Below are 23,647 nucleotides of genomic sequence, written 5' to 3'. Positions count from 1 at the left end.
AACCCTCTCCCCAGCGGGGAGAGGGCCATGTTTAGTTTACGCGAAGATCTTCGCGAACTGGTCGAGCGCGGCCTTGAGCTTGCCCTTGGCCTCGTCGCCCAGATCCTTGGTGTCGCGGATCATCGCCAGCACATCGGCGTGATCGTTGCGCAGGTAAGCGAGCATCGCCGCTTCGTAGCGGACGACCTGCGCCACCGGCACATTGTCGATATAGCCGTTGGTGCCCGCGAAGATCGACGCGGTCTGCTCCTCGAAGGGCAGCGGCGAGAACTGCGGCTGCTTCAGCAGTTCGGTCAGGCGCGCACCGCGGTTCAGCAGCTTCTGCGTCGAGGCGTCGAGGTCCGAGCCGAACTGCGCGAAGGCGGCCATTTCGCGATACTGGGCGAGCTCCAGCTTGATCGAGCCCGACACCTTCTTCATCGCCTTGGTCTGCGCGGCCGAACCGACGCGGCTGACCGACAGGCCGACGTTGATCGCCGGGCGGATGCCCGCGAAGAACAGGTCGGTTTCGAGGAAGATCTGGCCGTCGGTGATCGAGATCACGTTGGTCGGAATGTAGGCCGACACGTCGCCCGCCTGGGTCTCGATGATCGGCAGCGCGGTCAGCGAACCGGCGCCATTGGCGTCGTTCATCTTGGCCGCACGCTCCAGCAGACGGCTGTGCAGATAGAAGACGTCGCCCGGATAGGCTTCACGGCCCGGCGGACGGCGCAGCAGCAGCGACATCTGGCGGTACGCGACGGCCTGCTTCGACAGATCGTCGAACACGATCAGTGCGTGCATCGCGTTGTCGCGGAAATACTCGCCCATCGCGGTGCCGGTGTAGGGCGCCAGGAACTGAAGCGGCGCGGGCTCCGACGCGGTCGCGGCGACGACGATGGAATATTCCATCGCGCCATTCTCTTCGAGCGTCTTGACCAGCTGCGCCACGGTCGAGCGCTTCTGACCCACGGCGACGTAGATACAGTAGAGCTTCTTCGACTCGTCGGTGCCGGCGTTGACCGTCTTCTGGTTGATGAAGGCGTCGATCGCGACGGCCGACTTGCCGGTCTGGCGGTCGCCGATGATCAGCTCGCGCTGGCCACGGCCGACGGGGACGAGGGCGTCGATCGCCTTCAGGCCGGTCTGGACCGGCTCATGCACGCCCTTGCGTGGGATGATGCCCGGCGCCTTCACCTCGACGCGGCGGCGCTCGGTCGCCTCGATCGGGCCCTTGCCGTCGATCGGGTTGCCCAGGCCGTCCACGACGCGGCCCAGCAGGCCACGGCCGACCGGCACGTCGACGATGGTGCCGGTGCGCTTGACGGTGTCGCCTTCCTTGATCTCGGCGTCCGAGCCGAAGATCACGACGCCGACGTTATCGGCTTCGAGGTTGAGGGCCATGCCCTGCACGCCATTGGCGAACTCGACCATCTCGCCCGCCTGGACATTGTCGAGGCCGTAGATGCGCGCGATGCCGTCACCGACGCTCAGCACCTGGCCGGTCTCGCTGACCTGGGCCTCGGTGCCGAAATTGGCGATCTGGTCCTTGATGACCTTGGAGATTTCTGCGGCGCGGATATCCATGGGAACGTCAGCCTTTCATCGCGCTGGCGAGCGCATTCAAACGGGTGCGGATCGAGCTATCGATCATCTGGGAACCGATGCGGACGACAAGCCCGCCGAGCAGGTCGGGATCGACCGACAGGTCGACCGACACCTCGCGGCCGACGCGGGTGCGCAGCTGCTGCTTCAGCTCGGCGACCTGGTTCTCTGTCAGCGGGTGGGCGCTCGTCACTTCGGCCGCGACTTCGCCGCGATGGCGGCTGGCCAGCTGGCGGAAGGCACGAATGATCTGCGGCAGCGCCGAGAGGCGCCGATTCTCGGCGAGGACGCCGAGGAAATTCTTGGTCATGCCGTCGAGGCCCAGCGTGTCGGCGACCGCCAGGATCGCCTTGACAGCAGCCCCGCGCGCCACGACCGGGCTCTTGGTCAGCGCGACCAGATCCTTGTCGGCGGCCAGCGCATCGCGAAGGGTCACGAGGCTCGCCTCGATCGTGTCGATCGAACGGCCCTGTTCAGCCGTTTCGAACAGCGCGAGCGCATAACGACCACCCAGGCTCGCCTGGATGCCGCCTGTGCCGCTTATAGTACCGCCGGACATCTCCACGGATGCGAATTCCTCGAACAACGAACGGGTTGGCCCCATGGGGAACGGGGCGCGAAAAACGCGCCTCCGATGGGTTGGCGGGCGGTTAGCATCGGGAACCTTTGGATGCAAGGTGCGTGGCACATGTTATGACAGGTTGGTGACGCAGGCGTGAGAGCTTTGGCCGCAAGCCGTGGGATGAAAGCCACAATGGATTTTGCGAGAACTGACGCGCCATGACCGACATCACGCCCCAACCGCTAGACGAGGACGCCGCCTGGGCCGCCTTCGACGCGCGCGACCGCAACGCGGACGGCCGGTTCGTCGTCGCGGTGAAGACCACCGGAATCTACTGCCGCCCAACCTGTGCGGCGCGGCGTCCCCGACGCGAGCATGTCCGGTTTCTGGACAGTCCGCAGACCGCGCGCGCGGAAGGATTCCGCGCCTGCCTGCGCTGCCTGCCCGATACGGTGACGCGCGACCGGCAGGCGGTGGCGGCGGCGATCGCCCTGATCGAGGCGGCCGAAGCCCCGCCGTCGCTGGAGGCGCTGGCGGTGCAGGTCGGCTATGCGCCGCATCATTTCCACCGGCTGTTCAAGCGCGCGACCGGGGTGACGCCCGCCGCCTATGCCAGGGCACGCCGCACCGCCCGCGCCGCGCAGGCGCTCGCGGCCGAGCCCAGCATCACCGCCGCGCTGTACGAGGCGGGTTATGCCGCGCCCAGCCGCTTCTATGCGGACAGCGACCAGCGGCTGGGCATGGCGCCGGGGCGGTGGCGGCGCGGCGGCGAGGGCGTGCGCATCGCCTGGACGGTCGCCCCCTCGCCGATGGGGCCGCTGCTGGTCGCGATGACAGAGCGTGGCCTCGCCCGGATTGCATTCGAGGAAAACGAACAGGCGCTGGTCCGCTCGCTACCCGCCGCCGCCATCGGCCCGGCAGACGATGCGACGCGCGACCCTATCGCCGAAATCGTCGCCGCCACCGAAGTTCCCGATCCGCTATTACCCGAACCTGCCCGGCGGATCGCCTTTATCGAGGCGGTGTCGCAGGCGCTGCTGGGGACGGACTGAGCCCAGCGATGCCGTCATTGCTTCGCTCCGCTCGCAATGACGGGCACACGCAAGGCACCCCGGAACGAGCCGGCTATTCGGTCTTGTCGCTGACGGCGGCCAGCGCGGTCTTCACCGCATCCTGATTGCCGCTGTCGAGCAGCGCCAGCAGCGTCGCCGCCGGATTGTCGGGCGGCATGTGCGGATCATAGGCGAGCGGACGTAACGTGCGCTTCGCCTGGTCGATCTGCCCGGCCGAAATCTGCTGGCTGGCCATCATGAAGCGCAGCCCCTGGTCCTGCGGCACCAGTTCGAAGGCGCGCTCCAGCCCCTTCACCGCCGATTCGCGCGGACGCTCGCCCGCCATACGGAAGCTGCTGTAGAAGACCGCCAGCGGCTCGGCGGCGTTGGGATCGGCACGGTTGGCACGGATGACCCAACTTCGTGCCTCGTTCCACCGCGCGGGGTCCTTCGTCTTGTCGCTGGCGGCGCGGCGCAGATGGAGCAGCCCCTTATAGAGCAGCGCCTGTTGCAGGTCGGGCTTCACCGCCAGCGCCCGATCGGCCGCCGCCTCGGCCGCTTGGTCCTGGCCCGCGTCATAGGCCATTTCGGCGAACCAGCCCTGTGCGACCGCGTCCTGAGGCCAGGCCGCCGCCACGGCCGAGGCTCGCGCATAGACCTCGCCCGCGGTGGTGCGATTGACGCCACGATCCGACTGCATCCGGGACGGAATCATCGCCTGTTCGCCCGCGCTCAGCACGCGGACCGCCACATCGGCCTTGGGCAGCCGTTCGAACCGGACCAGCATGCCGGGAATCCTGCTCTGGCCCAGATAGCGTCCCAGATCGCGATCCAACTGCTTGAGCGACCCGAACGCCTCGTTGCCCGCGTCGATGCTGGGCTTCCCCTGATTGAGCAGGGTGAGATAGCGGTTGAAGTTGGCCACCCGCGTCGCGTCGAACATCAGATAATGGGTCAGCAGCCAGCCCCGGCCATAGACCTGTTCGGTCTCCATATCGCTAAGCTTGCGGCGCGACGAATCGAACAGCGTCTCGATCGGCAGCTTGGCCGAGTCGAGCAGGCCATAAGCACGATGCTGGGCCGCGACGCCGAGCATGATCCCCTCTCGCTCGAATCGCGCGGTGCCGACGAACTCCGCCGCCCCCTCGGAATACCAGGCCGGATAGGCGAGCTGCGAATTGCCGAGCAGGAAGTGATGGGCATATTCGTGGAACAGCACCTGTTGCGGCTGGAGCGCATTGGGCCCCTCTTCGTCACTCCGCAGCGGCGTGAAGGCGACCGATCCCGAAACCCGGCCCTGATAGAAACCGGCGATATGGTCGCCGCCCTTGCCATAGAGGCGTCGCACCGCCGACACGGTGGGCAGGACATAGACGGTGACGGGGTTGCTCTCCTGCCCGTCGACCTCGGGCTTGCTGTAGAGATAGCGCAGCGCGCCGTCGAACTGTTCGAGTCGCGTCGCCATGGCGCGGATCGCCTCTTCGGGCATATTGCCATAGAGGATGAAATGCCGAGCCCGCGCCTCGCGCCATTCGGCCTGGGCGGGCGTCGCCGCCAGTGCCCCCACACACGCCATCATCGCGGCCGCCATCCAGCGACGGGCGCGCCTTCCCCCCTTGGTCATTTCCGGCCCTCCCAAGCCGCATCGATCAGGTTCGTTATGTCGTCGAAACGGGAGCGGCGGCGCAAGCCCTTATGGGCCGCGTTGGAAGTTAGCGCGCAGAGCGGCAGCTATATACCAGCTTTTCGTTGGGCAGCGGCGGCAGTTGCTGGCGGATCTGGGCCTGTTCGCCCTCAAGATTCTGAAGCGCCTTGTCGGTCTTCACGCACGCATCCGGCGTGCTCGGCTGGTGCAGCTTGCGGATCGCGTCCATCGTGGCAGCGGGCAACATGTAGCGGGTCTGGGTATAGGTGCGCGTGACCGGATCGAAGCGCGCGACGGTCACGGTCGGCTCGTCCTCGGGCACGATGATCCGCTGCCAGCCGCCTTCGCCCTCCAGATACTGGACGCGGCCATCGGCACAGCCCTTTGCCCCCCAGTCCAGCCGCGTCTCGGCGGTGGACGAAACCGTGATCCGGCTGCGGTCGGGGATCAGCGTGCAGATCATCGGCCCCATCGCCGCGCCGGGTGCGCTAGGGCCGGTCGCCGCCGCCATCGTCTCGCGCGGCAGCTGTATCTCGGCGGAAGGGCGCAACAGGAAGACAACGACCGCCGCGACGATCGCGACGCCGCCCGCCGACCCGGTCCAGATCGCCGCCCGCCGCGACCCGCGCGATTCCAGCAGCCCCGCCCCGCCGACCGCCAACGCGCCACCGACCAGCAGCAGCGCGGCGACCGCCATGACATTCTCGCGCAGCCGTTCCGCCTCGCTTCGCGCGGCGTTCAGCGCCTCCTCGCGGCGCAGCGCGGCGGCATTGGCCGCCTCGCGCCTGGCGGCGGCCGCCTCGACCACGGCGCGCGCATCCGCCGCGCTGTCCTCGCGCAACCGCTCCTCGATCGAGGTGCAGGGCACGCCGACCGAGGCATAGGGCTGCTTCGCCTCGCGCAGGAACGCCATCAGCTCGGTATCCGCGATCGCGAAGCCGAAGGTCGAATCACCGTCATCGGCGCGGGTCAGCGCGGAGTTGACCCCGATCACCCGCCCGCACGGATCGAGCAGCGGCCCGCCCGAATTGCCCCGCGCGATGCTGGCGGTGTGGAGGAGCACCTCGATCCCGGTCAGCGCGCGGCGGCCCGAGGCCACCCCCTGCGACCGGACGGGCGACAGCGGGCGGATATAATCCGCCGCCGACTGGGCCGTCGCCAGGTCGACATTGCCGGGATAGCCGAGCGCGATGACCTGATCCCCCTCGGTCACGGGGCCGGTGAACAAGGCGACGGGCGGCAGCCTGGCCTCGCTCACCTCGATCAGCGCCAGATCGCGGCGCGAGTCATAGGCGATGACCCGGCCCTGATAGGATTTGCTGCCCTCCGACGGCACGACGCCGATGACGACATTGTCGGGATAGCGCTCGGCCAGTTCGACGACGTGCGCGTTGGTGACGATGCGGTTGGGCGCCACCGCAAAGCCTGAGCCATGGCCGAACCCGGCCACCTGATCGTCGACCATGGCGATGGTGACGACCCGCACCACGCCGCGCGCGGTCGCGGCGATATCGTCCGCCCCGGCCAGAGCGGGCGACAGTCCGACCAGGGTCAGGACGACGGCAAGGACGAACCGGCTGAGCATTGGGACAGGGCCATATCCCGCCCCTTCCATCGCCTGCAACCGGGATCGGTTAGGCATATGGTAAATCTTACCATTTACGGAACGATCCGATGCCATGGGGAATGTCGGGATGAGTGCGTTCGGTCGCCGTCAGGGTTTGGGAAGCGGAGCCGCAGGTCGCCCGGCCTTCGGCGTGGCGCGCCCGATGCACGGCCCCGGCCCCACCACGCGCCCCGAGCCCGATTCGCCCGCCCGCGGCGGCGGCGGTTCGCAATTCCCGCCGCTGTCCGCACTGGAGGGCGCGATCGCCGCGCCCGGCACCGCCGCCGACGCGATGCAGCGACTGGCCGAGCGCCAGGCCGCCTCCATCGATCCGACCCCGGCGCGCGGGGAAGGGTTCGAGGCGTCGATCCACCGCATCAAGGAACAGGTCCTCCCCCGCCTGCTTGAACGCGTCGACCCCGAAGCCGCCGCGACGCTGGGCAAGGACGAATTGGCCGAAGAATTCCGGCCGATCATCGGCGAGGTGCTGGCCGAGCTGAAGCTGACGCTCAACCGGCGCGAGCAGTTTGCGCTGGAAAAGGTTCTGGTCGACGAGCTGCTGGGCCTGGGTCCGCTCGAGGAACTGCTGGCCGACGCGGACATCACCGATATCATGGTCAACGGCCCCGAGCAGACCTATGTCGAGCGTAAGGGCCGGCTGGAGCTGGCCAATATCCGGTTCCGCGACGAGGAGCATCTGTTCCAGGTCGCGCAGCGCATCGTCAACTCGGTCGGCCGCCGCGTCGACCAGACCACGCCGCTGGCCGATGCCCGCCTGAAGGACGGCAGCCGCGTCAACGTGATCGTACCGCCGCTGTCCTTGCGCGGCACCGCCATCTCGATCCGCAAATTCTCCGCCAAGCCGATCACGCTCGACATGATGGCGAACGGCGGATCGATGAGCGAGGACATGGCGACGATGCTGAAGATCGCGGGGGCGTCGCGGTTCAACATCATCATTTCGGGCGGCACCGGCTCGGGCAAGACGACGATGCTGAACGCCCTGTCCAAGATGATCGACCCGGGCGAGCGCGTGCTGACCATCGAGGATGCGGCCGAGCTTCGCCTGCAACAGCCGCACTGGCTGCCGCTCGAAACCCGTCCCGCCAATCTGGAGGGTCAGGGCGAGATCAGCATCCGCGACCTCGTGAAGAACGCGCTGCGCATGCGGCCCGACCGGATCATCCTGGGCGAAATCCGTGGAAGCGAATGCTTCGACCTGCTGGCCGCGATGAACACCGGCCATGACGGGTCGATGTGCACACTCCACTCCAATTCCCCGCGCGAGGCGCTGGCCCGCATGGAGAATATGGTGATGATGTCCGACATCAAGGTGCCCAAAGAGGCGATCAGCCGCCAGATTGCCGACTCGGTCGATCTGGTCGTCCAGGTCAAGCGCCTGCGCGACGGCAGCCGCCGCGTGACCAACATCACCGAGGTGATCGGCATGGAAGGCCCGGTGATCGTGACGCAGGAACTGTTCGCCTTCGAATATTTGGACGAAGGCACAGACGGCAAGATCATCGGCGAATATCGCTCGTCGGGCCTGCGCCCCTATACGCTGGACAAGGCCAAGCAGTTCGGCTTCGACAAGGCACTGCTGGAGGCATGCCTGTAGGCCATCAATCCTTCTTGGCCTCGATGCCCATCCATTGCTCGGCATGGTGGCGGACGTCGCCGCCGACCCGGTGGTCGTAAGCCAGCCAGGTACTGGTGACGAGCATCGTCCAGAAGATGCTGAACAGCGAGCCGACGAGGAAATATTCGGCGAAGGCCCGCTCATCCATGTCCTTGAAGCGCGCGACCGTCTTGAGCGCGATGACCGCAGCCAGGATTTCCCAGCTCTGCGCGACGATGCCGACCGCCAGGATCAGCCGTTCCAAGGCGCCGATCCAGCGCCCGGCGCTGTGGACCGGCGTGGGCAGATGCGCGATCGAGTCCTTCAGTCCGGTCAGGCTGAAGATGCCGCGACAAAGTTCATTGCCGACCCAGATCAGGGCAAACAGCGCCAAGCCTGTGTAAAGGATGACATGTATCATCGATCCGCCCTCCCCAAACCATAGCGAAGATCCAGTTCGGCCAGCGCCGTGCGAACCGCATCCCATTCGGTCCTGTAGCGATCATATTCGCCGGCGCTGCGGACCTTGTAGACATTGGGAATTCCGACGTCGCGCGCCTGCGCTACGTCTGCGACCGAGGCGCCGTCCGACAAGGCGATGACGACGTCGCGCTGCGCCGCCGACCAGCCGCGCTCGATCGCGCTCAGGCTTGCGCCGATCGCCTCCAGCAGCGTTTCCAAAAGAGCATCCTGAGGTATGGAAAATCGGTATCGACTGGGGGAGCGCTTCTCGCCCAGCCTTTCGCGCGCGGCGGCGAAGCCCGGTCCCATCATGTTCCAGGCGCGTTGCGAGTTGATCGGGGTCTTCAGGTCGACCACGCCGACGACGAACCGGCAGTCGATGTCTTGACGCATCAGGTCGAAGCGAACGTCCTGCGCAGCTTGGGCGGCGGCGACCAGCGAGGTCAACAACCCTTGGAACTCGTCGCCCAGCGTGATGGTCAGCGGTGACATCACATCGTCGACAAGGCGCGCATTCTGCCGCTCGATCGCGGCATTGAACGCGATATGGAGCTGTCCGGGATCGGCATGACCCTCGCTGTCGACCAGATCACCCATCAATACGGCGTAACAGGGCATATGACGCAGCACTCGACTTGATTAACCCGAAAATGGGATATTTTCCTCATTACCCCTAAAAAGGGATAAAATCCATATTAGCCCGTAAATGCGGTAATCGATATGAGCTGCGATCATGAGCGATTGGCGCAAGATCGGCGCCGCCACCCTCGCGCGCAGCTTCCCGCTCCGCTAGGCGTTGGGGCGTGATGCGTCCCCTGCTCTATCTGCTTCCCGTCCCTCTGCTGCTGACCGCCGCGATGATGGCTCCCCGCGAGCCCAGGGCGATCCCGGCGCAGGAGGATGTCGTCGCCGCCGCCGCGCGCGATCCGGGGGTTTCGACGCTTGCGCCCGATGCCGAGGAGCGGTGGATTCCGTTCCAACTGACGCCGGGCAACCAGATCCGCTTTGCCATGACCATCGACGGGCAGAAGGTCAGCGCGATCCTCGATACCGGGGTCAGCTTCACCTTGCTGTCCCAAGCCTCGCCCATCGCCGCCAAGGCCAAGGTGCGGCCCGGTGGACAGGCCAGCGCGATCGGCGGGGCGGTGGCGATCGGATGGATGCCGACGCGCAGCCTGTCGCTGGGCGGGCTGACCCGCAAGGGCGGCGGGGTGGTGGTCGCGCCGCTGCCCGCGCTCGCGACCGGGGATGCGACGCCCGTCGACCTGCTGGTCGGGCGCGACCTGCTGGCGCCGCACGCGCTCGACATCGATTATGCCGCCAAGCGGTTTCGCCTGATCCCCTCGGGGCGGATGCCCTTTACCGGCGCGACCGCCCCGCTGACCGTGTCGACCGAGCGGCGCGTCTATGAAAGCATGGTCGGGCTGGGTGCGGCGAAGCTGTCGCCGGTCATCGTCGATACCGGCGACGGCTCCGCGCTGACCGTCACGCAAGCCGGGTGGCGCGCGGCGAGACTGACGTCGCTGCCGACCACCACCGCGATCGGCTTCGGGCTGGCGGGGCCGACGGTCAACGACCTGGCGATCGTGCCGAGCGTGCGGCTGGGCAATCTGACCGCGCATGAGGTGGAGGTGCGGGTCGAGCCGGCCCAGGGGTTCAGCGAATCGGTCGGCGCGGCGGGGCGGATCGGCTCGGGCTTCCTGCAACGCTATCGCGTGCTGCTCGACCCCGGCGCGGGCCGGATGATCCTGAAGCCCGGCCCCCAGGCCGACAGGCCCGCCCAGCGATCGACGGCCGGGCTGTTGATGGGCGTGGCGGGCGACCGCCTGCGCGTGCTGCACGTCATGCGCGGCGGCCCGGCGGCGGCGAGCGGCTGGCGCGAGGGCGACACGATCTGCGCCATCGACGGGCAGCCCATCCCGCGCGACTATGTCGACAGCCCGATCGCCCGCTGGACGGTGGGCAAGCCGGGCACGGTGGTCGCCTTGCGCACCTGTGACGGACAGGACCGGACCCTGACGCTCAAGCGCTTCTACTGACGCGACTTCCCCCATTCGCGCGCGACCGTATAGCCCAGATAGCCGGTGCCGAAGAGCGCATAGAGCGGCTCGGGGATGGCGGCGAGATACTGTGCCATGCCGCGCACCATCGCCGCCGCCATGGCGGGCCGCACTCCCGCCAGCAGTCCCATCGGGATGCTCCAGAGCAGCAGCGCGTACATGACGTAAAGAAAAGTCGGGCGCGCCCGGCGGGTCCAGAGGTCGGTGTCCGGCTCGCCGCTCATGACAGCCGGTCCGCCAGCCAGCCGTACAGGAACGCCTCATTGGCGGGACGTCGCTCGGCGAGCGTCAGATAGCGTTCGCCCTGCAAAGCCTCGACCGCCTTGAGCAGCACGACTTCGCCCGCAGCGCCCCGGTGGCGAAGAAAGGCGTCGAGCGCGGCCAGCGTCGCCGCTCCGATCCGCCCGTCCGCCGCCAGATCGGGATAGTCGCGCGCCCCGCGATTGAGCGCATTCAGCGCCCGTTGCAGGAACGCGGACGCGACGTTCGGCCCCATATTGACGCCGGTATCGAACAGTTCCTCCGCCAGCCGGGGCGCATAGGCGGCCACCCGGTCGAAGCCGGGCGCGGTCCAGTAGAGGCGACGGTAAATGGCCTCGGCTCGGGCCAGCGGCAGGCGACGCATCGGCCCGGTATAGCCATCGGCGCGCGCCACCGCCTTGGTGATGCCGAACCGCGTCGCGCCGCCGCGATCGGCGGGATGGTCGCTATAATCCCCCTCGCGCGCGATGACCTGCGCGATCAGCGCCTCGACGCGTGCTTCGTCCACCTGCCCCATGATGCTCCCTCCCCGTGACGGGAAAGGAGGAACCATATCGGTTCATTGTAGGACAGCGGAATCTCATCCTCCCCGGCACGGGGAGGATTTCAGGTCAATCCAGCACCGTGCGCGCCAGCGCCAGCGTGCCGAGCGGCCCGGCCTGATCGCCGAGCTGGGCATGGACGATGCGGTTGGCGATCTCGGCGGCGTTGACGAAAGGAAGATAACCCGACAGCTTCTCGACGGTCGCGGCGCGAACCATGTCGAGCAGTTGTGGCTGGCCCACGCCCACGCCGCCGCCGATCACGATGCGGCCGCACGCCAACGTCAGGAACAGCCCGGCAAAGCTCTCCGCCAGCGCATCCGCGACGAAGGTCCAGGCGGGATCGTCCGCCGCCAGCTCCTGCGCCGGGCGACCGACGCGTGCCGCGATGCCGGGGCCTGCGACCAGCCCTTCCAGACAGTCGCCATGGAAGGGGCAGGCACCGGCGAAGTCGTCGCCCGCCATCCGGCGGACGCGGACATGCCCCGCCTCCGGGTGCATCCGGCCCGACACCGGCTGGCCGTTGACGATGATGCCCATGCCGACGCCGGTGCCGACCGTGACATAGACATGGTCGGCCAGGCCGCGCGCCGCGCCCCATTGCCCCTCGGCCAGCGCCGCGCCGGTCACGTCGGTATGGATCGCGACACGATCATCAAAACCCTCGGACAGCGCACCCGCCACGTCCGCCCCCGCCCAGCCGGGCTTGGGCGTGGCAAGCATATGGCCATAGTCCGCGTCGGTCTTGTCGAGCGCGATCGGGCCGAAGCTGCCGATGCCCAGCGCCTCGGGCTTATACTGCTCGCGCCATTCGGCCAGGCGTTGGCGCAAAGCGGCCAGGGTGACGGCGGGGGTCGTGGTCGGCAGGCGTTCGGACACCAGGATGTCGCGTCCGCGCCCGATCAACACAATCGATTTCGTACCGCCCAGTTCGACTCCTGCGACGATCCGATCCTGTGCCTCGGTCATTCCATTCTCCCGCCAGACGCTTTGCTTGAATGCTGCGCGCCTGCGCGAAACCGCGTCGGGTGGTCAAGGGGCGGGGATCAGAAAATCGGTTGGGCTACCAGAGCGGCCTCGCGCTGGCAGGCGGCGGAATCGGGGCGGGGTGTGGCGGGGTCGCGGCGCAGGGCGTCGACTTCGGCACGTGCGGCGGCCAGGTCGCGCTGGAAGGCCGGGCCCTGCGACAGCGCGGTCAGCGTCACCGTCGCCGACAGACGACCCGCCTCGACCGCGCTGGCATTGTGCACGCCGCAGACGATGCGGCTTTCCCCAAAGGCCCGCCCCCGCGCCAGGATCGGCGCGGCACGGTCGGGTGCGATCTCGGCCAGCAGGATCGCCCAGGTCCAGCCCGCCGTGGTGTGGCCCGAGGGATAGTCATAGCTGCCCTGCAACTCGCTCGCCGGTTGGCAGGTCGGGCCGCGATCGATCAGATAGGGACGCTGGCGCTTGTAATAGCGCTTGGCGATGCCCGATCCGCGTGCGGTGTCGGATCCTGCACCATCGATCAGCCGCATCGTCGCGGGCGCATTCTGCGGCGTCAGTGCAAACCCCAGCGCGCAGGAGAAATCGCGCGCCATGGCGGCCTCGTCCAGCTTGACGTCGTTGGTCGCCATCGCCCAGCGGGGCGAGCCGACGAACCGGCGGGTCTGACGAAAGATCGCCCGGTCGGCCTGTCCCCGCGCATCGTCCGGCCTGGGTGCGGGCGGCAATATGGCCAGCAGGTCGAAACCGGTGGCGGGCAGATAGCGCGACGGCTCGTCTCCCTCCCGCGGCTGGGCCATGACGGCAGTACAGGCGACTCCGATCAGCGCAACGGCGATGGCGCGGGCGACGGCTTTCGACATGAACACCACGTCCTCGTTACAGGGTCATCAGTCGGTGGAGATTGGTGAAACGCAGATTGGCGACATGCGCCACGGCCAGCACCAGCCCGCCCGCGACGGTCAGCGCGGTTCCGATCCCCTGCCCCTCGAACGCCAGCCCTAGCATCAGCAGGATCAGGCCGCCCGCCCCCGCGATCATCGGGAGAACGACCCGGTGCCGCCGCCATCCACCGAACAGCGTCAGGCCGCTGAGCGGCACGGCCAGCGCCAGCATGACGATATGGAACACCTCACCCAGATCGGCCCATTCGGCGATGGCGGGCAGAAAGGCGATCAGCACCGGCAGGACCAGACAATGGATCAGGCACAAGGTCGAGGCCGAGATGGCGAGTGCATCCATATGGCGGAACCTGCCATGATGGCTGCGGGACAGGGATGCATCATCGACCATGACCTCCTATTGATACATTGTATCATCATTGGCAAGGAGGCATGACCAGCTTTGCATTCGTATTCCGTATAATATAGCGTCGCGCAGAACAGACATCGGGAGGATGGTTTGAAGACAGGCACCAGGCTTTGGCTGAGCACGAGCTTATCCGTCCTGATGGCAGGAGCCGCTGCCGCCCAGGCTGCTCCGGACCAAACCACCCCTGCCCGGCCCGATTGGGAAAACCCCGCCGTCAACCATATCGGCGCGGAGCCGATGCACACCAGCTTCGCCGGGTTCGAGTCGCGCGCCGCCGCGCTGGCCGGCAACGTGGCCAAGTCACGCTATCACCTCTCGCTCGATGGCCTGTGGCGGGTGCATATGTCCCCCAATCCCGAGGCGCGGCCGGTCGGCTTCGAGGACCCGGCCCACGACGTGTCGACCTGGCGCGAAGTGGCGGTGCCGGGCATCCTCCAGGCACAGGGGTTGAGCCGCCCGATCTTCGTCGGCAGCGGCTATCCCTTTCCCCGCAACGAACCCTTTATCGAGCATCGGCTGAACGAGGTCGCCTCCTATCGCCGCGACATCACCATCCCCGCGCATTTCGCCGGGCGCCGGTTGCTGCTGAACATCGGGGCGGCGGGGGCGGCTTATTATCTGTGGGTGAACGGCCAGAAGATCGGCTATTCGGAAGACTCCAAGCTCCCGACCGAATTCGACATCAGCCGCGCAGCCAAGCCCGGCAAGAACGTCATCGCAATCGAACTCTATCGCCATGCGGATGGCAGCTATCTGGAGGATCAGGATTTCTGGCGCGTCAACGGGATCGAGCGGTCGATCACACTCTATGCCGCGCCGCAGACCCATATCCGCGATCTGGGCATCGATGCCGGGCTGACCCATGACTATCGCGATGGCACGCTGTCGGCGGCAATCGACCTGGCGGGCGCGGCCGAGGCGACGACCGTGCGCGCGACATTGCTCGACGGCAAGCGCACCGTGCTGACCCGCACTGCAACCCCGACCGGCACCACCGCGACGATCACCGCCGAGGTTCCGGGCGTGAAAACGTGGAGCGCGGAAGACCCCAACCTCTACACGCTGCTGGTCGAGTTGCTCGATGCGAAGGGCAAGCTGATCGAGGCGACCAGCCGCCGCATCGGTTTCCGCACCGTCGAGGTGGCGGGCGGCGAGGTCCGGGTGAACGGCAAGCGGATCATGATCCGCGGCGTCAATCGCCACGAGCATGATCCGCACACCTTCCGCATCGTGTCCGAGGAAACGATGCGCAAGGACATCGAATTGATGAAGGCCGCCAACATCAACGCGGTCCGCACTTCGCACTATCCCAACGATCCGCGCTGGTACGATCTGGCCGACGAGTACGGCCTGTACGTGATGGACGAGGCCAATATCGAGAGCCACGGCTATTTGAGCCTTACCCAGGAAAAGAACGACCCGACGCTGAACCTGGGCCACAAGCCCGAATGGGCCGCCGCGCATCTCGACCGGGTGCAGCGCATGGTCGAGCGCGACCGCAACCACCCCTCGATCATCTTCTGGTCGCTGGGCAATGAAAGCGGCGTCGGTCCGAATTTCGAGGCAGCGGCGAAATGGGTCCGCGCGCACGACAAGACGCGGCTGATCAACTTCCTCGGCTACAGCATGAGCGGCTGGCGGCACCCGACCAACGCCTATGTCGACATCTTCGCGCCCATGTATGACGATGTCGAAAAGCTGGCCGACTATGCGACGCGCCCCGAATTCACCCAGCCGCTGATCCTATGCGAATATGCCCATTCGATGGGCAACAGCCTGGGCGACTTCCAGGGTTATTGGGAGACGTTCCGCAAATATCCCAAGCTGCAAGGCGGCTTCATCTGGGACTGGGTCGACCAGACCATGATCCTGAAGGACAAGCAGGGCCGCCCCTATTGGGGGCAGGGCCTGGATTACGATCCCGATCCCAAGGATTCCGGGCTGCACGGCGACGACAGCCCCGTCGGCGACGGCGTGATCCAGTCGGACCGGACGCCCGATCCCGAATATTACGAGATGGCGCATGTCCAGTCGCCGATCCACTTCACCCATGAGGGCACTGGCTGGCAGGTGGTCAACCGCCACGACCATATCGACCTGTCGCGCTTCACGCTGGACTGGACCGTGCTGGAGAATGGCATCGAGACGGCGCGCGGCAGCATCGCGACGCCTTCGGTCGCCGCTGGCCAGACCGCACCGCTGGCCTTCACCCTGCCGCCCGCGAAGGACGCCGCCGCCGAACGCTCGCTGATCCTGCGCGCGCGGACCAGAGCGGGCGCGATCTTGCCGCTGCCCGCGGGCCAGGTCATCGGCTGGGAGGAGTTCGCCCTCTCCGCCCCCGTCTTCGCGGCCGCCCCCGCCGGATCGGTCGCGCCGGAAGAGAGCGCCGATGCGATGACGCTCAAGGCCGGGAATGCCGTGCTGGAAATCGACCGGACGACCGGCCTCGTCCGCCGCTATGCCCGAGACGGACGGACACTGCTGACCGGCGGCGCGCCCAATTTCTATCGTTCGCCGACCGACAATGACGTCGGCGCCGGCGTGCCCAAGAGCCATGCGATGTGGCAATATTTCTCCGACCATCGCCGCCTCGACGCCATCCGGCAGGAGGGCAATGCCATCATCGTCGATCACGACATGGGCGTCGGATCGGTCAAGATGCAGACCCGCTGGACCATGGCATCCGATGGCGCGGCGACCGCGACGGTGCGCTTCGTGCCGCTGCGCATGACGTTGCCCGATCCGTTGCGCGTCGGCCTCGCCTTCGCGACGCCGGGGCAGCAATTCACACAGGTCAGCTGGTTCGGGCGAGGCCCCTGGGAAAGCTATGCCGATCGCAAGACCGGCGCGGTGATCGCACGCTGGGACGGCAAGCTGGCGGATCAGTATCACGACTATGCCCGGCCGCAGGAGAGCGGCAACAAGACCGATGTGCGCTGGGTCCAGCTGACCGGCACCGGCGTCGGCCTGCGCGTGACGGGCGCGCAGCCGCTGTCGGTCAATGCGTTGCCCTTCCCCTATGCCGACCTCGCGATGAAGCCGCCCGCCCAGGCGCACAGTTCGGACATCTACCCGCATGGCGACGGCACGCTGCTGATCGACGCCGCCCAAGTCGGAGTCGGCGGCGATACCGGCTGGAACCTCGATGGCCGCGCGCACATGCCCTATCGCATCGCGCTTCAGCCGCTGACCTACAGCTTCACCATCGGAGCGGCGCGTTGAAGCGTCTTTTCTCACTTGCCCTGCTGCTTACCACCACGCCGCTCGCCGCGCAGCCGATGCCTGACCGCATCGCCCGGTCGCTGGCGCTTCGCGACCAGTGGCAATGGCTGACCCGCGACATCGCCTCGCCCGCCGAATGGGACGCGGACGGGCGGCATTTCCATTATCGCAAGACGGTTGAAGGCGGCTTCGCCTTTGTGGATGTCGACGCCGCCACCCGCGCCAAGTCCCCAGCCTTCGACGCCGCCGTACTCGCGCCCGCGCTCGCCAAGGTCATGGGCGAGGCCATCACCCCCTTGCGCCTGCCCTTCGAGCATTTCAGTTACACCCCCGACCGCTCCGCGATCCGCTTCTCGATCGGCTATGACGACACCGTCTATCGCTGCACCCTCGTCCAGCCGGTCTGCGCGGTCATCCCGCCCGACAACCCCAGCCGCCCGCGCGGCTTCGGCGTGGTGCGCGATCTGCGCGTGCCCGCCGACAACCACCCCCGCCCGTCCCCCGACGGCAAGCTGGAGGCGCTGGTCCTCGACGACAATCTGATCGTGCGGGCGGCGAATGGCGGCCAGGAAGTCTGGCGGTCTCAGGACGGCAGTCCCGCCGATTTCTACGATCCCGAAACCATCGCCTGGAGCCCCGATGGCCTGCACATTGCGCTCCAGCGCGTCCGCCCCGGCTATGCCCGCATGGTGACGCGCGTCCTCGCCGCGCCGCCGGGCAAGGTCCAGCCGGAGGTCGTCCAGCAACTCTATCCCAAGCCCGGCGACGCGGTGGACCAGGAATCGCCCGTGCTGTTCCGCGTCTCGGACGGGAAGCGGACCGACATCGATCCGAGCCTGTTCGCAAACGCCTATACCCTCTCCGCCCCCGAATGGCGCGCCGACAGCAGGAGCTTTGCCTTTAACGACCTGAAACGCGGGTTCGGCGAGGCGAAGATCATCGCGGTCGATGCCGATACCGGCCAGGCGCATGCCGCCGTGACCGAAACGGCGAAGACCTTCGTCTTCCGCGACCGCATCTGGTCGCACGACGTGAAGGGACTGGGCCGCGAAATCCTGTGGGCGTCGGAGCGCGACGGCTGGCGGCATCTCTATCTGGTCGACGGCACGACCGGCCGGATCGTGCGTCAGATCACCAAGGGCAACTGGATCGTCCGCGACATTGCCAAGATCGATGACGAGAAGCGGCAGATCTGGTTCTCGGCCAGCGGCTTCATGCCCGGCGAGGACCCCTATTATAAACACTGGTTCCGAGTCGATTTCGACGGCCGCAATCTGACCCGGCTGACGCAGGAGAACGCGACGCACGAGGTTCGCTTCTCCCCCGACATGTCGACCTATGTCGATGTCTATTCGCGCACCGACCTGCCCGAAAGGATAGAACTGTACGACGCGAGTGACGGCCGCCTGATCCAGACGCTGGAAAAGGGCGACATCACCGCACTGACCGCCGCCGGGTTCCGCCCGCCGGAGCGCTTCACCGCCAAGGGGCGCGACGGCAAGACCGATATCTACGGCCTGGTCGTCCGTCCGCGCGATTACGATCCCGCCAAGCGCTATCCGGTGATCGAGAACATCTATGCGGGCCCGCACGACAGTTTCGTGCCCAAGGCGTTCTGGCCGTTCGGCGGCTTCTCCGGCGGCGACAAGGTCATGGGAATGCAGCAGCTCGCCGATCTGGGCTTCGTCGTCGTGATGATCGACGGCATGGGCACCGCCAATCGCTCCAAGGCCTTCCACGATGTCGCTTGGAAGAATCTGGCAGACAGCGGCTTCCCCGACCGAATCGCCTGGATGAAGGCGCTGGCGGCCAAGGACCCCGGCGTCGATATCACCCGCGTGGGCATCTATGGCGGCTCGGCGGGCGGGCAGAGCACGCTAAACGCGCTGCTCTTCCATCCCGAATTCTACAAGGCCGGGGTCGCCTATGCCGGGTGTTTCGACAACCGGATGGACAAGATCGACTGGAACGAACAGTGGCTCGGCTATCCGGTCGACCAGAGCTATCTGGACGCCTCGGGCGTGGTCCATGCGCACCAGCTACGGGGCAAGCTGATGCTGGTCGTCGGCGAACAGGATTCCAACGTCGACCCCGCCAGCACGACCCAGGTCGTCGATGCGCTGATCAAGGCGGACAAGGATTTCGACCTGCTGGTCATCCCCGGCGGCGAACACACCGCCGGACGCAGCACCGGGCCGGTGGCTTATGCCATGCGGCGGCAATATGCCTTTTTCCTGAAGGCCCTGCGCGGAGAGGAATGATCCTCCCCTCCCCTTCAGGGGAGGGGCCGGGGGTGGGGCGCCTCAACAGGCGATGGGCCAATGGAAAGGCCCCACCCCCAACCCCTCCCCTGAAGGGGAGGGGCTAAATGCCCCTTACTTCTTCCGCTTGAAATCCACCGCGACGACGTTGCTGCCGTCTTCGACCGGCTTGGCGACGGGTTCGTCATTCTCGGCCGAGCCGTGCGGATCGGGATCGCTCTGGGGATCGTCGGCGACGTGGAAGCCCAGTTCGAACTGAACCTCGGGGTCCTGGAAACGGGTGATCGCCGAATAGGGAATCACCAGCTTCGACGGCACCTGGTTGAAGCTGAGGCCGACCGAGAAGCGATTCTCGTCCACCGTCAGGTCCCAGAAGCGATTCTGCAGGACGATGGTCATCTCGTCCGGGAATCGCTCGACCAGCCGCTGCGGGATGTCGACACCCGGCGCCTGCGTCTTGAAGGTGATGTAGAAATGGTGCGTACCGGGCAGGTGCCCCGTCTCCGCCACCGGGCCGAGCACACGCCCCACCACGGCGCGCAGGGCCTCCTGCACGATGTCGTCATAGGGGATGAGGCTGTCGGGCAATCCTTCGGTCATGGCCCATGGACTAGCGGCCTTTGATCGCGGGTCAAGATTGCATGGGACGGATAGGTGTTTATGGGGAGGCCATGCGCACCGCCACCGTCCACCGCGCCACCGCGGAAACCGTCATCGACGTCACCGTCAATCTCGACGGCACCGGCGTCTATCAGAACGCCACCGGCATCGGGTTTCTCGACCACATGCTCGACCAGCTGTCGCGGCATTCGCTGATCGACCTGTCGGTCACGGTTCAGGGCGACCTGCATATCGACGGGCATCACACCACCGAGGACAGCGCGCTGGCGATCGGGCAGGCCTTTGCCAAGGCGCTGGGCGACAAGCGCGGCATCCGCCGATACGGCGAGGCGCTGTCGCCGATGGACGAGGTGCTGACCCGCACCGCGCTCGACATTTCGGGGCGGCCCTGGCTGGTGTGGAAGGTGCCGTTCACCAATCCCATGCTGGGCACGCTGCAGACCGAGATGATCGAGCACTGGTTCCACAGCTTCGCGCAGGAGGCGGGCATCACGCTCCATGTCGAACTGCTACACGGCCACAACAATCATCACATTGCCGAAAGCATCTTCAAGGGCCTGGCCCGCGCGCTGCGGATGGCGGTGGAGATCGACCCGCGCAAGGCCGATGCCATCCCCTCGACCAAGGGCATGTTGTGACGCTGGCGCTGATCGACATCGAGTCGGGCAATCTCCACTCGGTCGACAATGCCCTGCGCGCGGCGGGCGCGGGCGATGTCGTCATCACCGCCGACCCGGATGTGATCGCCAAGGCCGACCGGATCGTGCTGCCGGGCGTCGGCGCGTTCGGCGCGTGCGCGGCCAACTTGCGTGCGGTCGATGGGCTGGAAGACGCGTTGCGCGACGCCGCCCTCATCCGCGCGCGACCGTTCCTGGGCATTTGCGTCGGGATGCAGTTGCTTGCCGACGCCAGCGACGAGATGGGCGAGCATCGGGGCTTGGGCTGGATTCCCGGCCGCGTGACGCGGCTTACGCCGACCGATCCTGCCGCCAAGGTGCCGCATATGGGCTGGAACGATGTCCGCCCGACGCGCGAGCATCCGCTGATCGTGCCGGGCGAGGCCTATTTCCTACACAGCTACGCCTTTACCGGCGAGCATGTGCTGGCGACCACCGACCATGACGGTCCCGTCACCGCCGCGATCGGCCGCGACACGGTGGTCGGCGCGCAATTCCACCCCGAGAAGAGCCAGCGTTATGGCCTCTCCTTCCTCACCCGTTTCCTGGAGTGGCATCCGTGAGCCTGATCGTCTTCCCCGCCATCGACCTGAAGGGCGGCCAGGTCGTCCGTCTGGCCGAGGGCGATATGGACCGCGCGACCGTTTACGGCGACGATCCCACCCATCAGGCGATGCTCTTCGCCGAGGCGGGGGCGCAGCACCTCCATGTCGTCGATCTCGATGGCGCGTTCGCGGGCGAGTCGGTCAATGGCGAAGCGGTCCAGGCGATCGTCAAAGCCTTTCCCGGCCATGTCCAGCTGGGCGGCGGTATCCGCAACCCGCAGAATGTCGAGCGCTGGTTCGACCTGGGCGTCTCGCGCGTCGTGATTGGCACCGCGGCGCTGGAAAATCCCGATTTCGTGCGCGACATGGCCAAGGCCTATCCCGGTGGCATCGTCGTCGCGGTGGACGCCAAGGACGGCATGGTCGCAACGCGCGGCTGGGCGGATGTGTCGACCGTCTCGGTCGAGGACCTCGCCCGCCAGTTCGAGGATGCGGGCGTCGCCTCGCTGCTCTTTACGGATGTAGGCCGTGACGGGATGCTGAAGGGCTGCAACGTGCCCGCGACGGTCGATCTGGCGCGCGCGGTGCGCATCCCGGTCATCGCCAGCGGCGGCGTGGCGGGGATCGGCGACATCCATATGCTGGCGCTTCATCATCAAGACGGCGTGGAAGGGGTCATCACCGGCCGCGCGCTCTATGACGGGCGGCTGGACCTGGCGGCGGCGCTGTCGGTGGCGGCGGCCGCATGACCGTCCGCGCGCGCGTCATCCCCTGTCTCGACGTCGCGAACGGACGCGTCGTCAAGGGCGTCAACTTCGTCGACCTGATCGACGCGGGCGATCCGGTCGAGCAGGCGCGCGCCTATGACGCGGCGGGCGCGGACGAGCTGTGCTTCCTCGACATCACCGCCAGCCATGAAGCGCGCGGCACGATCCTGGACGTGGTGCGGCGAACGGCGGCGGTGTGCTTCATGCCGCTGACCGTCGGCGGCGGCGTGCGCACGGCGGAGGATGCCCGCGCGCTGCTGCTGGCAGGCGCGGACAAGGTGGCGGTCAACTCCGCCGCCGTCAGCAACCCGCAAGTCGTCTCCGACATCGCCGAGCGATTCGGCAGCCAGTGCTGCGTCGCCAGCGTCGACGCGCGGCGGACGGCGGATGGCTGGGAGGTGTTCACCCATGGCGGGCGGCGCGCGACCGGGATCGATGCGGTCGAGCACGCGCTGCGCCTGGCCGAGCTGGGCGCGGGCGAGTTGCTCGTCACCTCGATGGATCGCGACGGGACGCGGGGCGGATACGACCTGGAACTGATCCGCACCATCGCCGACCGGACCAGCGTGCCGGTGGTGGCGTCCGGCGGCGTCGGCGGGCTGGACGATCTGGTCGCGGGTGTGCGGGACGGCCATGCCTCCGCCGTGCTGGCGGCATCGATCTTCCACTTCGGCGATGCCTCGATCGCGGATGCCCATCGTGCGCTGGCGGCGGCGGGAGTGCCGGTTCGAGCCCATTGATTTTCGCGCGGAGGTGCGGGCAATCGCCCACCCGATCACCAGACCCTCCGCGTCTCCGCGCCTCCGCGCGAACCAAAAATCTTCGTGGCTTCGCGTCTTCGCGTAAATCAAAACCCCCGAATGACCCACGCTCGATACGCTGCTAAACCAGCCCCGTGCCGCTCGCCATCCTGACCACCGCCGCCGCCCATAGCGGCACACCCAAGCCACGCAGCCACCCCGAATGGTCCGACATCGGCCTGTTCGTCTTCGCGATCGGCGCGGTCTGGCTGCTCCGCCACCTGATGCGCCGCCGCAACCGCAAGGATTGACGTCGGCGCTTCCCCGCGCCACCCACGGCGCCATGGACATGTTCGACCGCCTCGAAACCACGATCCGCGCGCGCCGGGATGCGGGCGATGCCACCACCTCCTATGCCGCCAGCCTGTTCGCCAAGGGACGGCCCAAGATCGCACAGAAGCTGGGGGAGGAAGCGGTCGAGACGGTCATTGCCGCCATGGCGCAGCCCGACAAAATCGTGTCCGAGGCCGCCGACCTGATGTTCCACCTGATCGTCCTGCTCGCCGATACCGGCCACACGCTCGACGATGTTCGCGCCGAACTGGCGCGGCGAGAGGGCGTCTCGGGCCATGACGAAAAGGCCGCCCGCCCCCGCTGATCCCTGGAGAGTTTCGATGCCGATCAACGCCACCCTGCCCTATAACGACCAGAATGTCTTCGCGAAGATCTTGCGCGACGAAATCCCGTCGAAGCGGGTCTATGAGGATGAGTGGGCGGTCGCCTTTCATGACATCGCACCGCATGCGCCGACCCATATCCTGGTGATCCCGCGCGGGCCTTATGTGTCGTGGGACGATTTTTCGGCGCGCGCCAGCGAGGCGGAGATTGCCGGTTTCGTCCGCGCGGTCGGCCATGTCGCGCGCGAGGCGGGCGCGGTCGAGCCGGGATACCGGCTGCTGGCGAATATCGGGCCGGATGCGGGGCAGGAAGTGCCGCATCTCCATGTCCATATCCTGGCCGGCAAGCCGCTCGGCCCGATGCTGGCGCGCTGACGGAGCTTCTTGGCTCGCCCCTCCCTTAAACGAGTTTCAGGTCGGTCATGCCCCCGGCATGACCTAAACGATGCG

General features: G+C 67.1%; 24 protein-coding genes. 12 read left to right on the top strand and 12 right to left on the bottom strand.

Going from position 1 to position 23,647, the window contains the following annotated elements; translation table 11 throughout:
• Positions 1–36: 36 nt before the first annotated feature.
• Entirely contained in the window at positions 37–1,566 is a 1,530-nt protein-coding gene (gene atpA / locus NS355_RS13960; protein WP_056430575.1) for a F0F1 ATP synthase subunit alpha, read from the bottom strand.
• Between the two features lie 7 nt (positions 1,567–1,573).
• On the bottom strand, positions 1,574–2,143 hold the full coding sequence (locus NS355_RS13955; protein WP_058746276.1) for a F0F1 ATP synthase subunit delta: 570 nt from the start codon (positions 2,141–2,143) through the stop codon (positions 1,574–1,576).
• A gap of 221 nt (positions 2,144–2,364) precedes the next feature.
• On the opposite strand from NS355_RS13955, the gene NS355_RS13950 reads away from it, so the two are divergent.
• Positions 2,365–3,198: an Ada metal-binding domain-containing protein gene (locus NS355_RS13950; RefSeq protein ID WP_058746263.1), complete on the top strand. Its 834-nt coding sequence runs from the start codon at positions 2,365–2,367 to the stop codon at positions 3,196–3,198.
• A 73-nt stretch (positions 3,199–3,271) separates the two neighbouring features.
• On the opposite strand, the gene NS355_RS13945 is transcribed toward NS355_RS13950, so the two are convergent.
• Together NS355_RS13945 and NS355_RS13940 are read right to left on the bottom strand one after the other, a co-directional pair.
• The gene (locus tag NS355_RS13945) at positions 3,272–4,822 is read right to left on the bottom strand and encodes a hypothetical protein (protein ID WP_244489689.1); all 1,551 of its coding nucleotides are present in this window, start codon (positions 4,820–4,822) and stop codon (positions 3,272–3,274) included.
• Between the two features lie 88 nt (positions 4,823–4,910).
• Positions 4,911–6,485, bottom strand: a complete 1,575-nt coding sequence (locus NS355_RS13940) for a S1C family serine protease (RefSeq protein ID WP_345938811.1) — start codon at positions 6,483–6,485, stop codon at positions 4,911–4,913.
• A 52-nt stretch (positions 6,486–6,537) separates the two neighbouring features.
• Between NS355_RS13940 and NS355_RS13935 the strand changes: the two genes are divergently transcribed.
• Positions 6,538–8,067 carry a CpaF family protein gene (locus NS355_RS13935; protein ID WP_058746274.1) on the top strand — a complete coding sequence of 510 codons (1,530 nt, stop codon included), beginning with the start codon at positions 6,538–6,540 and terminating at the stop codon, positions 8,065–8,067.
• 4 nt (positions 8,068–8,071) lie between these two features.
• Here the strand turns inward: NS355_RS13935 and NS355_RS13930 are convergent, their stop codons facing one another.
• Together NS355_RS13930 and NS355_RS13925 are read right to left on the bottom strand one after the other, a co-directional pair.
• A complete protein-coding gene (locus NS355_RS13930; protein WP_058746261.1) occupies positions 8,072–8,488 on the bottom strand; it encodes a hypothetical protein in 417 nt (138 codons plus the stop codon).
• Positions 8,485–9,126: a SatD family protein gene (locus NS355_RS13925; protein ID WP_084787971.1), complete on the bottom strand. Its 642-nt coding sequence runs from the start codon at positions 9,124–9,126 to the stop codon at positions 8,485–8,487. Before NS355_RS13925 ends, NS355_RS13930 begins: the two co-directional genes overlap by 4 nt.
• A gap of 209 nt (positions 9,127–9,335) precedes the next feature.
• Here NS355_RS13925 and NS355_RS13920 point away from each other — a divergent pair, with 209 nt between their 5' ends.
• Positions 9,336–10,568 carry an aspartyl protease family protein gene (locus tag NS355_RS13920; protein WP_244489690.1) on the top strand — a complete coding sequence of 411 codons (1,233 nt, stop codon included), beginning with the start codon at positions 9,336–9,338 and terminating at the stop codon, positions 10,566–10,568.
• On the opposite strand, the gene NS355_RS13915 is transcribed toward NS355_RS13920, so the two are convergent.
• The 5 genes from NS355_RS13915 to NS355_RS13895 all read right to left on the bottom strand — a co-directional run bounded on the left by NS355_RS13915 (position 10,562) and on the right by NS355_RS13895 (position 13,669).
• Positions 10,562–10,813 carry a 3TM-type holin gene (locus tag NS355_RS13915; protein WP_058746259.1) on the bottom strand — a complete coding sequence of 84 codons (252 nt, stop codon included), beginning with the start codon at positions 10,811–10,813 and terminating at the stop codon, positions 10,562–10,564. The genes NS355_RS13920 and NS355_RS13915 overlap by 7 nt on opposite strands.
• On the bottom strand, positions 10,810–11,367 hold the full coding sequence (locus NS355_RS13910) for a glycoside hydrolase family 108 protein (RefSeq protein WP_058746258.1): 558 nt from the start codon (positions 11,365–11,367) through the stop codon (positions 10,810–10,812). Before NS355_RS13910 ends, NS355_RS13915 begins: the two co-directional genes overlap by 4 nt.
• Before the next feature lie 94 nt (positions 11,368–11,461).
• Positions 11,462–12,361 carry an ROK family protein gene (locus NS355_RS13905; protein WP_058746257.1) on the bottom strand — a complete coding sequence of 300 codons (900 nt, stop codon included), beginning with the start codon at positions 12,359–12,361 and terminating at the stop codon, positions 11,462–11,464.
• A gap of 77 nt (positions 12,362–12,438) precedes the next feature.
• Positions 12,439–13,239, bottom strand: a complete 801-nt coding sequence (locus NS355_RS13900; RefSeq protein WP_058746272.1) for an acid phosphatase — start codon at positions 13,237–13,239, stop codon at positions 12,439–12,441.
• A 16-nt stretch (positions 13,240–13,255) separates the two neighbouring features.
• Positions 13,256–13,669, bottom strand: coding sequence for a MerC domain-containing protein (locus NS355_RS13895; RefSeq protein WP_058746256.1), 414 nt, complete (start codon positions 13,667–13,669; stop codon positions 13,256–13,258).
• A 156-nt stretch (positions 13,670–13,825) separates the two neighbouring features.
• On the opposite strand from NS355_RS13895, the gene NS355_RS13890 reads away from it, so the two are divergent.
• Positions 13,826–16,909: a glycoside hydrolase family 2 TIM barrel-domain containing protein gene (locus tag NS355_RS13890; protein ID WP_058746255.1), complete on the top strand. Its 3,084-nt coding sequence runs from the start codon at positions 13,826–13,828 to the stop codon at positions 16,907–16,909.
• On the top strand, positions 16,906–19,170 hold the full coding sequence (locus NS355_RS13885) for a S9 family peptidase (protein WP_058746254.1): 2,265 nt from the start codon (positions 16,906–16,908) through the stop codon (positions 19,168–19,170). Before NS355_RS13890 ends, NS355_RS13885 begins: the two co-directional genes overlap by 4 nt.
• A 114-nt stretch (positions 19,171–19,284) precedes the next feature.
• Here NS355_RS13885 and NS355_RS13880 read toward each other — a convergent pair whose 3' ends face one another.
• Positions 19,285–19,770: an SspB family protein gene (locus NS355_RS13880; protein ID WP_042486441.1), complete on the bottom strand. Its 486-nt coding sequence runs from the start codon at positions 19,768–19,770 to the stop codon at positions 19,285–19,287.
• A 71-nt stretch (positions 19,771–19,841) separates the two neighbouring features.
• Between NS355_RS13880 and hisB the strand changes: the two genes are divergently transcribed.
• The 7 genes from hisB to NS355_RS13850 all read left to right on the top strand — a co-directional run bounded on the left by hisB (position 19,842) and on the right by NS355_RS13850 (position 23,572).
• Positions 19,842–20,429, top strand: a complete 588-nt coding sequence (hisB, locus tag NS355_RS13875; RefSeq protein ID WP_058746253.1) for an imidazoleglycerol-phosphate dehydratase HisB — start codon at positions 19,842–19,844, stop codon at positions 20,427–20,429.
• Entirely contained in the window at positions 20,426–21,031 is a 606-nt protein-coding gene (hisH, locus tag NS355_RS13870; RefSeq protein ID WP_058746252.1) for an imidazole glycerol phosphate synthase subunit HisH, read from the top strand. Before hisB ends, hisH begins: the two co-directional genes overlap by 4 nt.
• Positions 21,028–21,762 (top strand): 1-(5-phosphoribosyl)-5-[(5-phosphoribosylamino)methylideneamino]imidazole-4-carboxamide isomerase, encoded by a 735-nt coding sequence (gene hisA / locus NS355_RS13865; RefSeq protein ID WP_058746251.1) that lies wholly within the window; start codon positions 21,028–21,030, stop codon positions 21,760–21,762. The genes hisH and hisA overlap by 4 nt, the downstream gene beginning before the upstream one ends.
• Positions 21,759–22,520 carry an imidazole glycerol phosphate synthase subunit HisF gene (hisF, locus tag NS355_RS13860; protein WP_058746250.1) on the top strand — a complete coding sequence of 254 codons (762 nt, stop codon included), beginning with the start codon at positions 21,759–21,761 and terminating at the stop codon, positions 22,518–22,520. The genes hisA and hisF overlap by 4 nt, the downstream gene beginning before the upstream one ends.
• 155 nt (positions 22,521–22,675) lie before the next feature.
• Positions 22,676–22,831 (top strand): hypothetical protein, encoded by a 156-nt coding sequence (locus NS355_RS19075; protein ID WP_167345463.1) that lies wholly within the window; start codon positions 22,676–22,678, stop codon positions 22,829–22,831.
• A gap of 32 nt (positions 22,832–22,863) precedes the next feature.
• Positions 22,864–23,178, top strand: a complete 315-nt coding sequence (locus NS355_RS13855) for a phosphoribosyl-ATP diphosphatase (RefSeq protein ID WP_058746249.1) — start codon at positions 22,864–22,866, stop codon at positions 23,176–23,178.
• 16 nt (positions 23,179–23,194) lie between these two features.
• The gene (locus NS355_RS13850; protein ID WP_058746248.1) at positions 23,195–23,572 is read left to right on the top strand and encodes a histidine triad nucleotide-binding protein; all 378 of its coding nucleotides are present in this window, start codon (positions 23,195–23,197) and stop codon (positions 23,570–23,572) included.
• Positions 23,573–23,647 lie beyond the last annotated feature (75 nt).

The sequence above is a fragment of the Sphingomonas yabuuchiae genome, from assembly GCF_001477495.1.
In the GTDB taxonomy this organism is placed as follows: domain Bacteria; phylum Pseudomonadota; class Alphaproteobacteria; order Sphingomonadales; family Sphingomonadaceae; genus Sphingomonas; species Sphingomonas yabuuchiae_A.
This window is presented reverse-complemented; position numbering and strand designations above follow the sequence as displayed.